Origin of the sequence: Shouchella tritolerans (assembly GCF_025770735.1) — a bacterium.
GTDB classification, from domain to species: Bacteria; Bacillota; Bacilli; order Bacillales; family Bacillaceae_D; genus Shouchella; species Shouchella tritolerans.
Genome location: NZ_JAODPB010000002.1, coordinates 294398 through 308469, shown reverse-complemented (window position 1 = coordinate 308469; position 14072 = coordinate 294398). Strand labels below are relative to the sequence as shown.

The 14072-nt window shown below is 43.0% G+C and carries 13 protein-coding genes; 7 read left to right on the top strand and 6 right to left on the bottom strand.

Annotated elements, in window-relative coordinates:
- Positions 1 to 19 precede the first annotated feature (19 nt).
- From nirD to N6H06_RS07795, 4 genes are all read right to left on the bottom strand, one after another.
- A complete protein-coding gene (nirD, locus tag N6H06_RS07810; protein WP_263706007.1) occupies positions 20 to 343 on the bottom strand; it encodes a nitrite reductase small subunit NirD in 324 nt (107 codons plus the stop codon).
- Complete coding sequence (gene nirB, locus N6H06_RS07805; RefSeq protein WP_263706006.1) at positions 343 to 2784, bottom strand: nitrite reductase large subunit NirB; 2442 nt, start codon at positions 2782 to 2784, stop codon at positions 343 to 345. The genes nirD and nirB overlap by 1 nt, the downstream gene beginning before the upstream one ends.
- A gap of 39 nt (positions 2785 to 2823) precedes the next feature.
- Positions 2824 to 4197 (bottom strand): uroporphyrinogen-III C-methyltransferase, encoded by a 1374-nt coding sequence (gene cobA, locus N6H06_RS07800; RefSeq protein WP_263706005.1) that lies wholly within the window; start codon positions 4195 to 4197, stop codon positions 2824 to 2826.
- A gap of 204 nt (positions 4198 to 4401) precedes the next feature.
- Positions 4402 to 4752 (bottom strand): hypothetical protein, encoded by a 351-nt coding sequence (locus tag N6H06_RS07795; protein ID WP_062747415.1) that lies wholly within the window; start codon positions 4750 to 4752, stop codon positions 4402 to 4404.
- A 393-nt stretch (positions 4753 to 5145) separates the two neighbouring features.
- On the opposite strand from N6H06_RS07795, the gene N6H06_RS07790 reads away from it, so the two are divergent.
- The 4 genes from N6H06_RS07790 (at position 5146) to sigK (ending at position 8373) form a co-directional block, all read left to right on the top strand.
- On the top strand, positions 5146 to 5310 hold the full coding sequence (locus tag N6H06_RS07790; RefSeq protein WP_193754477.1) for a hypothetical protein: 165 nt from the start codon (positions 5146 to 5148) through the stop codon (positions 5308 to 5310).
- Between the two features lie 150 nt (positions 5311 to 5460).
- Positions 5461 to 5631: a hypothetical protein gene (locus N6H06_RS07785; RefSeq protein ID WP_263706004.1), complete on the top strand. Its 171-nt coding sequence runs from the start codon at positions 5461 to 5463 to the stop codon at positions 5629 to 5631.
- Positions 5632 to 6125: 494 nt separating this feature from the next.
- Positions 6126 to 7379, top strand: a complete 1254-nt coding sequence (locus N6H06_RS07780) for a hemolysin family protein (protein ID WP_212953285.1) — start codon at positions 6126 to 6128, stop codon at positions 7377 to 7379.
- A 286-nt stretch (positions 7380 to 7665) separates the two neighbouring features.
- Positions 7666 to 8373 carry an RNA polymerase sporulation sigma factor SigK gene (gene sigK / locus N6H06_RS07775; RefSeq protein WP_062747419.1) on the top strand — a complete coding sequence of 236 codons (708 nt, stop codon included), beginning with the start codon at positions 7666 to 7668 and terminating at the stop codon, positions 8371 to 8373.
- Positions 8374 to 8394: 21 nt separating this feature from the next.
- Here the strand turns inward: sigK and N6H06_RS07770 are convergent, their stop codons facing one another.
- Together N6H06_RS07770 and N6H06_RS07765 are read right to left on the bottom strand one after the other, a co-directional pair.
- On the bottom strand, positions 8395 to 9357 hold the full coding sequence (locus N6H06_RS07770; protein WP_263706003.1) for a bile acid:sodium symporter family protein: 963 nt from the start codon (positions 9355 to 9357) through the stop codon (positions 8395 to 8397).
- A 93-nt stretch (positions 9358 to 9450) separates the two neighbouring features.
- On the bottom strand, positions 9451 to 10623 hold the full coding sequence (locus tag N6H06_RS07765) for a M20 family metallopeptidase (protein WP_263706002.1): 1173 nt from the start codon (positions 10621 to 10623) through the stop codon (positions 9451 to 9453).
- A 123-nt stretch (positions 10624 to 10746) separates the two neighbouring features.
- Between N6H06_RS07765 and N6H06_RS07760 the strand changes: the two genes are divergently transcribed.
- The 3 genes from N6H06_RS07760 to N6H06_RS07750 all read left to right on the top strand — a co-directional run bounded on the left by N6H06_RS07760 (position 10747) and on the right by N6H06_RS07750 (position 14069).
- Complete coding sequence (locus tag N6H06_RS07760; RefSeq protein WP_062747425.1) at positions 10747 to 12153, top strand: YfcC family protein; 1407 nt, start codon at positions 10747 to 10749, stop codon at positions 12151 to 12153.
- 125 nt (positions 12154 to 12278) lie between these two features.
- Positions 12279 to 13271 (top strand): lipoate--protein ligase, encoded by a 993-nt coding sequence (locus N6H06_RS07755; protein ID WP_212953279.1) that lies wholly within the window; start codon positions 12279 to 12281, stop codon positions 13269 to 13271.
- A 180-nt stretch (positions 13272 to 13451) separates the two neighbouring features.
- On the top strand, positions 13452 to 14069 hold the full coding sequence (locus N6H06_RS07750) for an NUDIX hydrolase (protein WP_062747428.1): 618 nt from the start codon (positions 13452 to 13454) through the stop codon (positions 14067 to 14069).
- The last annotated feature ends 3 nt before the right edge of the window (positions 14070 to 14072 follow it).

The following is a 14072-nucleotide window of genomic DNA, read 5'->3' as shown; positions in this document are numbered from 1 at the left end:
TCACTCCTTTTAATAAGCATTAAATAAACACATAAATATTGTCTCCTTCAACTTTCACAGTAAAACAGGCTACGTTTCCTTGATCTCCACCTTGCGCGCTGCCCGTTTTCATGCAAATTTTCCAATCATGCAGCGGACAATAAACATACTTGCCGCTAACAATGCCTTCGGACAGGGGCCCGCCTTTATGAGGACATTTGTTGTCAAGAATACGAACGGAACCATCCTTCTGCATAAATAAAGCAAGTTCCCTCCCTTCGATTTCGACTTTCTTGCCTAATCCGACAGTCAGCTCATTTCGATTGGCGACAAACACTTTTCTAACAGCTTCCACGAATGCCATCACACGCCTCCTCCATGTTTAACAGCAATTTTTTTCTTTTCAAACAATAGATTTTGCTTTTCTTCGTTCTCAACAATTTCTGTCCACGGATCTTTGTGCCTAGATAACGCCGTTTCCATCCGTTCGATTAGCGCTGCTCGCTCTATGCTATCGTCGAAAATCACCTTTTTAATCGAGTCAAGCCCGACTCGCTCAATCCAATGGGAAGTCCGTTCTAAATAGGTGGCTTGTTCCCGGTAATATTGCAAGAATGCACTGATCGTTTCCATTACTTCTGCTTTCGTTTCCACTTTGCAAAGCAGCTCAGCGCTTCTTAAATCAACGCCTCCATTCCCACCTACATAGATTTCCCATGCTCCTTCTACGCCCACAATTCCGACATCTTTTATTCCTGATTCCGCACAATTACGCGGACAAGCGGAAACGGCCATTTTTACTTTGTGGGGCGTATTCAAACCCTCGTATTTTTTCTCAATTTCGATTCCGAGGCTAATCGAGTCCTGTGTGCCAAAGCGGCAGAAATCTTGACCGACGCACGTTTTGACTGTTCGCATTGTTTTGCCATACGCATAGCCGGAGCGCATTCCTAAATCGCGCCATACGTTAGGCAATTTTTCTTTTTCCACGCCGAGCAAGTCAATGCGTTGACCGCCGGTGACTTTTAATAAAGGCACATTGTATTTTTCAGCAACGTCAGCGATTTTTCGTAGTTGTCCTGGATTGGTCACACCCCCGTACATCCGGGGAACCACAGAGAACGTGCCGTCTTTTTGGATATTGGCATGGACTCGTTCATTGACAAACCGTGAATGAGCATCATCTGTATAATCAAGGGGGCTAATGAGACCTAAATAGTAATTGAGAGCAGGGCGGCACTTTGAACAACCTTCTTCTGACTTCCAGCCAAGCACATTCATGACTTCTCGGACATAGGACAATCCCATTTCGCGGATTGAGGCAACAACTGCTTCGTGGGTGAATTCTGTACAGCCGCAAAGAGGTTCTGGTTTCGCCATTGTGTCCGTCCCGGTCGTAAGTGCCAACAATTCAGCTACTTCCGGCTTGCAGCCACCACAAGACCTTGAAGCATTCGTACATTGCCTAATTTCTGCTACCGTAGAAAGCCCCTGCTCTTTAATCGCACAGACAATCTCACCTTTGCTTACACCGTTACAGCCGCAAATCGTTTCTTCGTCGGCCATTGCTGCTACTAGTGATGGACTGCTGTCATTCGACTCAGACGGAAACAGTGCCACTTTATTCATGGTCGAAATGTCTTCACCAGACCGGATGAGGGAAAGAACTCGATTCGCATCATTGGTGTCGCCAAATAAGACAGCCCCTACAACTTGGTTGTTTTTAACAACTAGCTTTTTGTATACCCCAGCAAATTCGTCATGGATACGAATCGATTTCGTCTCGTCTTGATCGCGAAACGCACCTGCTGAAAAGACATTTACCCCTGAAACTTTTAATTTAGTGGAGACGATTGAACCTTTATAGCCGCTGACCTCGTTGCTCGTATTTGTGCAGATGTGTTCAGCAAGCGCTTTGCCTTGTTCATACAAAGGAGCGACAAGCCCATAAACGATGCCACAATGTTCTGCACATTCACCAACTGCATATACATCTTTTTCACTTGTTTCCATATGGTCATTGACGACGATTGCTTGATTGACTTCAAGTCCTGATTGCTTAGCCAATTGAACATTGGGGCGAATGCCAACAGCCATAACAACTAAATCAGCTTTTATACTTGTTTGGTCACTGAAGGAAATGCTCTTGACCCGTTTATGGCCATTGATTTTGACGGTTTTCTTATTTAAATGAAACTGCATCCCCTGTTGTTCAAGCTCGGCCTTCAACATTTTTCCTGCATCTGAATCCAGTTGCCGGTCCATTAAATGATCGGCGATATGGATAACATCAACGTCCATCTTTAAGTTCAACAGGCCTCTAGCTGCTTCAAGGCCTAACAGCCCTCCACCAATGACAACCGCTTTTTGATACGATTTCGCCGCTTTGATCATTGATTCGCAATCGGCGATGTTGCGAAACGCAATGACACCTTCTTTCTCTGCTCCTGGCAAAGGGAGCATAAATGGGTCGGAGCCTGTGGCAAAGATTAAACGATCATAGGTACGTTTAATGCCACTGGCGCTCCACACTTCTTTTTTGCGACAATGAACTCGTACGACTGCGTCTCCTGTAAACAATTCAATTTGGTTTCTTTCATACCAACCGTAATCGTTTAAGATGATGTCGGTTACGCTTGCATCCCCTTGAAGGACAGACGACAACAACACTCGATTGTAGTTAGGATGTGGCTCTGCACCGAAAACAGTGAATTGAAAACGGTTAGGCTCTCGTTTAATCATTTCTTCGAGTGTGCGGATGCCCGCCATGCCATTGCCAATTAGAACAACCTTTTCTTTATTCACATTTCAAAACTCCTTTTTTAAAAAATCCTATTACCTCGTTTAAGACATTGTCTGATCGAGTGGTTGATGGTGCAAAACGACAGAAGCGTTCATAGAAAGGGACTTAGCATAGGCTTGAACTTGATCGCTCGTCGTTAAAATAGGCAATGCAGCTTCATTTGCACATTCTGCCAATACGAGTCGTAAATCGTCAATTTCTTGCTCCGTTTCACAAAAGGCGTGTGTTAAGTGGCCTTCTTCTAGCAGGCGGCGAATCGCAACTGTTATTTTTTGTGGTAAAAATCGGCTGTTAATTGCATCTTTACCCATTACGACCGACGAAAGGTTTGATTTTTTTGAATAACTCACCAATTGCAAACCGAGTGAGCGAGCAATTTGTTCTACCTCCTGCGTTCCCGCCATCAGTTGCCCCTGTACAGAACGAATATCATAGCCTTTCTCGCCAAGCTTTGCTAAAAACGCCAACAACACCTCCTTGGCAAAAAACAGGACTGCTTGATTTTTGCTAGCTTGAAGAGCGGCAGCGATGTCCGTATCAGTAACGACTTTCCCCTTGTTTTGTTGGAGGGGAGCCGCAAAGACATCCGCCCCTTGCGCCCGCAGCGCTTCCGTTACTTCAGTCTTTCCTCTAAGCGATAAGATGCCCATGCCCGATAGGGGCTGGTGCTCAAACCATGATACGGCCTCACGGACAGCGACAACATCGCCGATTAAAATAACAGCAGGATTCGCCAAATTAGCGCTAGCGACATTGGCCACAATTGTTGCAAGTGTTCCTTCGACGGACCGCTGTCGACTGTATGTGCCCCACTCGACAATAAGCACAGGCGTAACGGCTGGCTTTCCATGTTTCATTAACTGGTCAACAATGACAGCTAATTGTTTCATGCCCATATAAATCATTAGCGTGTCAACCGATTGAGCAAGCGCTTGCCAATTAAGGTTTTCCTGTTTTCCATCTCTGTCTCCATGGGCAGTCACGACTGCAAACGAACTGGAAAACGTTCTATGGGTTGCCGGCACACCTGCATAAATAGAAGCGGCTGTACCCGCTGTCACACCAGGGACAATTTCAAATGGAATGTGATGGGCTTTTAAATAGGCAGCTTCCTCTCCTACTCTGCCGAACACGGCAGGATCGCCCCCTTTTAAGCGAACAACCGTTTTCCCTTTTTTCGCGTGGACAAGCATTTCTGTTTGGATATCTCCTTGGCGCCACACATGTTTACACGGCTGCTTGCCTGCATACACCAACTTGGCATGATCGCTAACTTCCATGATGAGCGCCGGATTGACAAGCCTGTCAAAAATCACAACGTCTGCTTGCTGTAATATCTTTCGTGCTTTAACAGTCAACAGTTCGGCGTCTCCAGGTCCTGCACCAACGAGGTACACTTTTCCTTGTATGGACATGTATAACTCCTTTTTTAATATCTAAAATGATTTCCCCTAGTCTAACGTGGATCGTTCTTCCACTGGCACCGATTGTGATATTTTGTGACATACTAACGTTCGACAAAAGTCGCGTATCCGATCTGCAATGCACCCTCTTCTGAATGCAAAAAACCGAGGCTAAGCGATGGCTTAGCCTCGGTTTTTTTGACTTATTTGCTTACGTTAACCTTGAATCTCTGGATTTTTCTGGACTTGAGAACCATTTTTCTTATTGACTAAAGCTAAAATTCCAGCAATTAGCAAGAAAATAAATGCTAACGTAAAAAACAACCCATTTAAAAAGAAGCCTGTAACAGAAATAATAATTAATGCAATACCACTAATGATTCTTAACTTAGGTGCCCATGATAAAAATCCTAAAGCAATCGCTAAAAAGGATAGCCAAAATACAGAAGAACCGTCGTTTGCCATTGCTTCTTCTCCAATAACAACCCCACCAGCCGTCACAAGAAAGCCACTAATGATTCCGCAAATTCCTCCGAGAATAGAAAGAACTGCAATCCACGTTTTCATTGAAAACCTCCTAAAGTTAGATAAATATAGTAATAGTTCACGATCCATTTTACATGCATTTTCTTATTTTTTCCATTGTTTATTTAAAATTTTCCATGTTTTTATTTATAAAGAGCCAGTCAAATAGGCTTAACAATCCACAAATTGTTTTCCCATCCCGAAAAGCTTTTATCATTAACAACAATTTCCTAGTGCACCCAGAAGGATAGTGCTAAAAACAAATGATAGCCTCTTTTTGCCGTTCCAAAATAAAACAATTATAATTATTTTGGCTAATTATCCATCTAGGAGAGATGAAGGCTTTTCTCACCATTACTTAAGTTCTAATTTAGATTCACCACTACCCCGCCCTTTTACATCATGCTAAAATTCCATATATAGGGGAGTGTTTATATGTATAAAATCATTTGCAACAATAACGGCAAACTAAAAGATTTATGTGAATCTAACAGTACAGTCATTAAAACTTTCTGGTGTTACAAAGAAGCGAAGCGCATGGCTGAGAAATTAAACTCAAATACCACTCCTGACTTTATCTGGACCGTTGTAGAAATTTAAAAAAAACGAGCATTAGCTCATGCTAATCGCTCGTTTTTTTACGACATAATTCGGTTAACTATTAAGCATATAGGATGAATTGACTTCCTTATTGAAACCAACTTTCTCGTATTTTCGTAAAAACATAGAGAAAATGAGGAGGAAGAAAAAATGGACAACGAATACGTAGTCGGCTGGGGCACCCTTGCCTTAATTAATGCTGGCCTCGCACAAGGAAAGAACCGAACAGGACTCAATTGGTTCTTGCTGTCACTGTTGCTAGGCCCGGTGGCCACATTAATTTTGCTTTTTGTCGAAAAGCGCCCGAATCCGCATGATTAAAGTACGGATGTAGGCGTGATCATACAAAATTCATTGTGCAATAAAATTGCTTTTAATACCTTAATAATACGCCATACAAAAAGTGCAGCGTACATTCCTGCACTTTCGTTGTATTTTTTCGAGTTTAAGCCAAGCTTGCGTTATGTGCAGTAACAAAACAAGTCTTCTTAAACAAAAATTCACTGATTCGTTTCGTTCGTTTGCACGGGTCCATCTGATCTGTAGCCACATTGATTTTGCTTTTTGTAAAAAGCGCCCTAATTCAAATGCGGCCCTTCGTTGTTTAGGCATGTTTCCTAGTTTTACATAAACATAAGCGGGACTGCTTTAATCATATTTGAGTCCCTTTATAAAATTAGTTATAATTAATGCTAAGGTTTTTGCTAACTTTGCCCGCATGCCTTTTTCTCCTCATACTTTCATCAAAACGCGCTGTAAAGAGGCTGTATGACCACGTTATTGACATTTTTTTATCACTTTAGGAGGGGCGTTCCGTGATATTTGCTATTATTGCCTGCTTGTTTGCTTCGCTTTTCTTCTCTGGAAGTGAGACTGCACTAACTGCGGCGAATAAGATGAAAATTCAATCAAAGGCTTCAAGAGGAGATAAAAACTCACAAAAACTACTTTATCTTATCTCAAAACCGGACCAATTTATTACAACTATTTTAATCGGCAATAATATTGCAAATATTCTACTGCCGACACTTGTTACAATGATTGCGATTGATTACGGTATTAATGTCGCTTTAGCTACGGCTATATTAACTGTCACCATCATTATCCTTGCTGAAGTATTGCCAAAATCAATTGCTGCATCGTTTCCTGATAAAATCGCATATTTCGTTTCCCCTATTATACGGGCAATGATCATTCTTCTTAAGCCGATTACTTATTTGCTTAATTTGGGAACAGGGGCCCTTATCCACTTCCTTTCAAAAAGCCAACCAAAGGAAAAATCGTTTTCAAAAGAAGAGTTGCGAACCATTGTCGACATTGCAAGCGGGGAAGGCACATTTGAAAAAGAAGAATCTCACAGGATTAAAGGCATTCTTGATTTTCGAAATCTTAATGTAAACGATGCTATAAAAACCCCAAGAATTGAAATAGTCGGCATACAAGAAAATACACCTTTTGAGGAAGTAAGAGACTTTATTATCCAGAATCGTTACACACGTTATCCTATTTATCGGGAAGATATGGATAGTATCATTGGAATATTCCATTCGAAATCACTGGCGTCCTGGTCGTTAGAGCCAGATAGACCTCTAACCGATTTTAGCGACATGGAACCACTTGTTGTATTTGAATTTCAGTCAATCGAATTGGTTTTTAAAAAGATGATGCAAGAACGAAAACATATGGCAATTGTTTATGACGAATATGGAGGAACCGAAGGGCTAATTACACATGAAGATATCATTGAAGTAATGATTGGACAAGAAATTGAAGACGAAACGGATTTAGAAAATAATAGCCTCATGGATTTAGTCAATGATAGAGAAATCATCTGCCACGGGAAGCTTCCTCTCCAAAACCTGAACAATTTTTTTGCTACGGATATTCCTGAGGAAGAAAATAACCTTGCTGGCTATGTGCTAAAACATTTTGGTCGTCTCCCCACTGAAGGCGAGCAATTCGAAACAAAAGGATTACTCTTTTCTGTGCTTGAAGTAGATTTAGAGCGCAAGCGCATAGTAAAAGTCCACATTCTCAAGCAGACTTCTTCAACGGAAAACCAGTCATGAAATCGGTGTTCAGTTAAAAGGCATGCCTTATTACGAATAGGTATGTCTTTTTATACAATCCCCTTAATTTACCATTTTAAGCAAGAAATAGTAAGATGGGTAAACCCCTCTTTCCCCTGCTGCCAACATACCTACATTCCGTACTGGCCATTTATCATTTACAAAAAGGTGTTCACCCCACTTCCTCTATAGAAACGCAACCGGACCATCAGCAAAACATTCCTTCGTACAGACACAACCAAGCCCAGTGTTGCATAGATATAACCATTCTTGTGGAGGTGAGCATATGTCCGGCATCCTCGCTGCACTCACATATTTTATGAAAGAAGTGTTCGTTTTTGTTTCCTATGTCAAAAACAACGCTTTCCCGCAGCCACTAAGCAAAGAAGACGAAAAAAAATACTTAGCCCGGATGGCAGAAGGCGATGCTTCTGCACGGAACATGTTAATTGAACATAATCTTCGCCTTGTTGCCCATATCGTCAAAAAATTTGAAAACACAAGGGAAGATGTCGAGGATTTAATTTCCATTGGTACGATCGGTTTGATTAAAGCGATTGAAAGTTATTCCGAAGGCAAGGGAACGAAATTAGCGACGTACGCGGCCCGTTGTATTGAAAATGAAATTCTAATGCATTTGCGGGCTTTGAAAAAAGTAAAAAAGGACGTTTCTTTGCACGATCCAATTGGCACAGACAAAGAAGGCAATGAAATCACATTGATCGATATTCTCAAGGACGACGGCGATGACATTGTTGATGTCTTGCAGACGGAAATGGAAAAAAAGCAAATTTACGAGTACATTCATGTGCTCGATGAACGTGAAAAAGAGGTCATTGTTGGCCGATTCGGTTTGAATATGGAGGAAGAGCGGACACAGCGAGAAATTGCGAAAGAATTAAATATTTCCCGCAGCTATGTTTCCCGGATTGAAAAACGAGCGTTAATGAAACTGTTTCATGAGTTTTACAAACATAGCCGCGGCCGCAGTTAAATAAACAGAGATGCCTGAATGTCAGGCATCTCTGTTTTTCGCGGCGTTGTATGGATTGGTAGAGTGCTTAGGCGACAGCGACTGCCATTTCCCAAACAAGGCCGCCAATACTTGTTGAAACAGTGTCCCGGCAATGACAGGCAATGTGGCAGCCGGTGGAAAATAGACAATCGCAATCGCTGCCCCTACACCGATATTGCGCATGCCTGAGAGCAGCATCATGCTGATCTGGTCCTCTTTAGGAGAGCCTGTAGCCTTTCCAAGCCATAAGCCTGTTAAGTAGCCGATAATGGCCAAAGCGAGCACCGTTGCAATAATAGTGGCCAATTTTATATCGAGCGCCAAAAAATAAGGTGCTGCGACTGAACTATTTAACATGATGACTACAAGTAAACCAAGCTTTGTAAAGGGTGCGCCAACTACGTTAATGACGCTGGCCCACGCCGGTTTTGCTGCGTTAATAGTCAAGGCGGCAAGGGATGGCGCCACGACCATCCAAAAGACGCCCATAAAAATTCCGAATGTGTCAAGGGACAGCTCGGTTCCGAGAAACACGGCTAGCGTTAACGGTATACAGATGGGCGCAAGCAGTGTGTTTGCCAATATTAAACAGAGCGCCAACGTCCGGTTTCCTCCATAAATCGAAATCCACATGAGCGAAACGATACCTGTAGGAATGGAAAAAGCGAGCAAAAGCCCTGTTTGTGTCCATACATCATCTGGAAACAACAAAATGCCAGCAATATACGCACAAAACGGCAAAATGAGCTGCAGCGAGACAAAAGTAAGGAAAAAGGATCGTGGAAATTGAAAGACTTGCTTTATTTCCCGCGGATGGATCGTAATGCTGTTTGCAAACGACATACAGGCAAAAATCCATGGCACTAAAAAGGCTGCAGGTTCGAGCATTTGATTTGCAAGTACGCCAGCGATTACAGCAAGTGGCGTCATGGCTGGGAGCCACTTTTGTAGAAACTGGTTCATCGCTTTGTTCTCGTCTTCCAATCTCTTGCTCGTATTCGCCGTTTTATTAGGCTGGTTGTTTCTTGCATAGCGCTTCTCCTTTCGAACGCTCTCTTACTGTTTTTCTTTCCACGTTCTATATTCTTGTTTAATCGTCTCTAGAAGCGCTTGATCTGTCAACACATCAAAGGCAGTATGCGCCATCGTCTTTGCGCCTAGCATCAGTCCTTCAAATCCTTGTTTGCTTAATGCGGCATCACGGAATTCAGGCGTATGGCACGCATAACCGCCGTCTGTAATTTTCACGTACGGATGGATGGCGGGAACGCGCTGGCTGACATTGCCCATATCCAACGAGCCTCCAAGTGTCTTTTCGCGAATATCGTCGTCGTCAACGCCCAATGCGACCAAATTAGCAGTAAATTGTTTAGATAGCGCTTCATTTGTATTCATATCGTCATAGGAAAACTCGTAGAACGAAATGTCCAACTGTGCGCCAGTCGCAAGGGCTGCCGCCTTCGCACAGTTTTTCACCCTTTCAAGCAAAGGTTGAAGCGTTTTTCTTGAAGCGGCGCGAACGTAAAATTGTGCTCTGGCAAAATCAGGAACCACATTTGCGGCCTGTCCCCCTTCTGGGATAATGCCATGTATGCGCACATCTGGCGTAACGTGTTGTCTAAGTGCATTAATTTGATTAAATGTCGCTATGACTGCATCCAATGCATTGATTCCCTCGTGGGGGCTAGCTGCTGCATGGGCCGCCTTTCCAAAAAAGTCGAACTGAATGGCGTCCATTGCCAACGAAGTTCCGCTTTCCTCATAGTGTGCATTCGGATGGACCATCATGGCTACGTCAAGATCATCAAACAATCCTGCTTCCGCCATGGTCACTTTCGCTCCACGGGTCTCTTCCGCTGGTGTGCCATAGACGTATATCGTGCCCCCTGTTTTTTGCAAAACGTCACTGAGTCCAATCGCCGCTGCTGCCGACATCGTGCCAATTAAATTATGGCCGCAGGCATGGCCGATTTGCGGGAGGGCGTCATATTCGGCCATAAAGCCCACTTTCGGCCCAGGTTGGCCGCTGTCAAATGTCGCTGTAAAAGCCGTTTCTAACCCGCACGTCCCCACTTCTACTGTAAATCCGTGTGATTTTAATAAGTCAGTCAGTGTTTTACAAGCAATAAACTCTTCGTGTCCAAGCTCTGGATTGTGGCCAATATGCTGGCTAACTTCCCAAAACGCTGAACGGAGCTGTTCAATTTTTTCACTAATTTGTTCTTTCATTCGTTTCTCCTCGATTCATCGTATCTTTATTCTGCTACTTGACATTTATCTATTATACTTTATATTTAAATAAAGTTAAATATAAATTCAAATGTATATTTATACCGATAGGAGCTTTCAACAATGGAACAGAAAGACACCCGCAACTTAGAAAAAGCAGCACCAATTTCGAAAGTCCCCCATACGTACGCGATTTTGTTTGCAATGATTGTCCTGGCAATGTTAGCCACTTACGTTGTCTCTCCAGGCGCGTTTGAGCGGGTTGAACAAGACGGTCAGACACTCCTTGTCGAAAACAGCTACACGCCCCTTGAAGCGAGCCCTGTTACCCCTTTTGAAATGTTTCAAGCAATTCCAACAGGCCTTATGGATTCTGCTCAAATTGTCTTTTATATTTTTCTAGTAGGTGGCACGTTCGGCGTTATTTTAAAAACGGGAACCATTGACGCTACTGTTTATAGTTTGATTGGCAGGCTCCAATCAAAAGGGATTTATTTAATTCCAGTTATGATGATTGTGTTTTCCATTCCTGGAGCAACGATTGGCATGTCGGAGGAAATTATTATATTTGTACCAATTGGCATTGCCGTTGCCAAAGCTCTTGGGTACGACACCATTACTGGAACGGCTATGGTCAGCCTTGGTGCGATGGCCGGTTTTGTCGGCGGCATGATGAACCCGTTTACTGTCGGCGTTGCCCAATCAATTGCTGAATTGCCTCTTTTTAGCGGGATCGCTTTCCGGTTCGCTATGTTTTTGTTGTTTCTTGGCTCAGCGATTTGGGTGGTTGTCCGCTATGCTCTGAAAGTAACAAAAGATCCGTCTGCCAGCCTTATGCATGGCTTTGAAACGGGGAAACAGACTAGCGCACAAGCTGTCCCGCGTTTTTCTGGGCGGCACGCTTGTGTCCTAGCAATTATTGCTGTCGGTTTTTCCCTTAATATGTATGGCGTATTCGAATGGGACTGGTATTTAACAGAAATGGCAGCTATCTTTATTATTATTGGCTTTCTAGTCGGCCTCACTGGCGGGCTTGGCGTTAACGGCATGTTTACCGCCTTTACAGATGGAATGAAAATGGTCACATTCGGCGCACTCGTCGTTGGTTTTGCCAGAGCGATTTTAGTTGTAATGGAACAAGGCCAAATCATGGATACGCTTGTTTATCAGCTTTCTAATTGGATTAGCGTGATCCCTAGCCAACTGACGGTCATCGGCATGTTTATTTTGCAGTTGATCATTAACTTTTTTATTCCATCAGGGAGTGGGCAAGCAGCAGTAACGATGCCGTTAATGACCCCTCTTGCCGACATGTTGGACATCCAACGGCAAGCAGCTGTATTGGCTTTTCAGTATGGAGATGGCATCATGAACACCATCAATCCAACTTCTGCGCCGTTGATGGCCTTTTTAGCAATAGCTGGCATCCCTTATTTACGTTGGGTGAAATTTATTTGGAAACTTGTCGTTATTTGGTTTGTTATTTCAGCGATTGCTTTGCTAGTGGCAGTAGCGCTCAACATCTCTTAAAAATTCGTTTACCTGTTTGGGCCGTTAGCCGTTTGCTAGCGGCTTTTTCCATGCGAATAACTCGATTTCCAGGCAACAAATCAGTATACTAAAGGGGATCGTCACATGAAAGGAGACATGAACCAATGAAATTCATTGACAACGCAGGCATTACAGATCCACGAATAAATTTAGCCATTGAAGAGTGGGCATTAAAAAACTTAGACCCAGACGAAACATACCTCCTCTTCTATATAAATGAGCCATCGATCATTATTGGCAAAAACCAAAATACGTTTGAAGAAATTAATTTAGATTATGTAAATGACAACAACCTTCACGTTGTTCGGCGTTTGTCAGGCGGCGGCGCGGTCTACCATGACTTGGGCAACTTAAACTTTAGCTTTATCACAAAAGATGATGGAGATTCCTTTCACAATTTCAAAAAATTTACTGAACCTGTTGTTCAAGCATTGCAAAAACTCGGCGTAAACGCGCAATTAAGCGGACGAAACGACCTTCAAGTAGGCGAACGTAAAATTTCTGGCAATGCCCAATTTACGACAAAAGGCCGTATGTTTTCCCACGGCACGCTCATGCTTAACTCAGAGATTGAAAACGTCGTTTCCGCGTTGAAAGTGAAAGATGACAAAATTAAATCAAAAGGAATCAAATCGATTCGCAGCCGAGTAGCCAACATTGCTGAATTTTTAAGTGAGCCACTGACAATGGAAGAATTCAAAACGATGCTGTTGCGTTATATTTTTAATACGGAGAGCGATGCCGTTCCTGAACATACATTAACAGAGACAGAATGGGAGGAAATCCACGCTCTATCAAAAGAGCGTTATCAAAACTGGGATTGGAATTATGGCAAATCGCCTGCTTTTGATATTCAACGGTCTAAGCGTTTTCCGATTGGCTCGATCGATTTGCGTTTAAATGTGAAAAAAGGCGTCATTGTAGAATGCAAAATTTATGGTGACTTTTTTGGCGTAGCAGACGTATCTGAACTGGAAGACAAGCTTGTCGGCAAACGCTACGATGCGGACGAACTTAGAGATGCATTAAACGACACGGAGATTAAAGCTTATTTTGGAAACATCAATAAAGATGATTTCTTATCATTAATCTATTAAAATTCTGTAGCAAAAAAATGGCGGCCTTTATGGCCGCCCAATTGGGGAGAGAGACAAGAAAGAACAATTCGGAAGCAAGGGTTGCATCCTTTCCTTGTTTCTAATGTACTTCACTTCTTTTGTTTTTGCAGCACGATTGTCATAAGATCTGACACATTACTTTTGATAAGGAGAATACCGGTGTTAACAATTGAGGAGATTAAAGCCAAATTAAAGGCAGCGGACACTTATAACAAACAGGCGGGAAGAGAAGCAGCCGTCCTTCTTCCCCTCGTTACGATCAATCGGGAACTCCATATCCTCTTTCAGGTCCGGTCTTTGGCTTTAAGAGCTCAGCCTGGAGAAATCTGCTTTCCTGGAGGAAAGATTGAACCTGCGGATCGTGATGCAAAAGCAGCGGCCATTCGCGAATGCACGGAGGAGTTAGGCATTGACGAATCCGCCATTACCGTTATCGCTGCCCTTCCTCCTGTACACACGCCACAGCGCACATTCATCTATCCGTTTTTAGCTGAAATTTCGTCAGTAGCAGATATTTCCATTAACAATACAGAGGTTGATAGCTGGTTTACCATCCCAGTCGCTTACTTACTGTGTCATCCCCCACAGCTGGGCTATATGAGCATCACCGTCCAACCAGGCAAAGGCTTTCCAATTGAAAAAATAGCGAACCGACATGCTTACGAAGGACAGATCTACCAAATGCCAGAATACTTTTACGAATACAACGACTATATTATTTGGGGACTGACAGGCCGGATATTAAAACAGTTTCTTGACATGCTTGAACATGAGTAAGCA

Excerpts from the sequence above, each read along its gene's own strand:
- nirD (WP_263706007.1), bottom strand. The coding sequence starts at position 343 with ATGGCATTCGTGGAAGCTGTTAGAAAAGTGTTTGTCGCCAATCGAAAT.
- cobA (WP_263706005.1), bottom strand. The coding sequence starts at position 4,197 with ATGTCCATACAAGGAAAAGTGTACCTCGTTGGTGCAGGACCTGGAGAC.
- N6H06_RS07795 (WP_062747415.1), bottom strand. The coding sequence starts at position 4,752 with ATGAAAACGTGGATTGCAGTTCTTTCTATTCTCGGAGGAATTTGCGGA.
- N6H06_RS07790 (WP_193754477.1), top strand. The coding sequence starts at position 5,146 with ATGTATAAAATCATTTGCAACAATAACGGCAAACTAAAAGATTTATGT.
- N6H06_RS07785 (WP_263706004.1), top strand. The coding sequence starts at position 5,461 with ATGGACAACGAATACGTAGTCGGCTGGGGCACCCTTGCCTTAATTAAT.
- sigK (WP_062747419.1), top strand. The coding sequence starts at position 7,666 with ATGTCCGGCATCCTCGCTGCACTCACATATTTTATGAAAGAAGTGTTC.
- N6H06_RS07770 (WP_263706003.1), bottom strand. The coding sequence starts at position 9,357 with ATGAACCAGTTTCTACAAAAGTGGCTCCCAGCCATGACGCCACTTGCT.
- N6H06_RS07765 (WP_263706002.1), bottom strand. The coding sequence starts at position 10,623 with ATGAAAGAACAAATTAGTGAAAAAATTGAACAGCTCCGTTCAGCGTTT.
- N6H06_RS07760 (WP_062747425.1), top strand. The coding sequence starts at position 10,747 with ATGGAACAGAAAGACACCCGCAACTTAGAAAAAGCAGCACCAATTTCG.
- N6H06_RS07755 (WP_212953279.1), top strand. The coding sequence starts at position 12,279 with ATGAAATTCATTGACAACGCAGGCATTACAGATCCACGAATAAATTTA.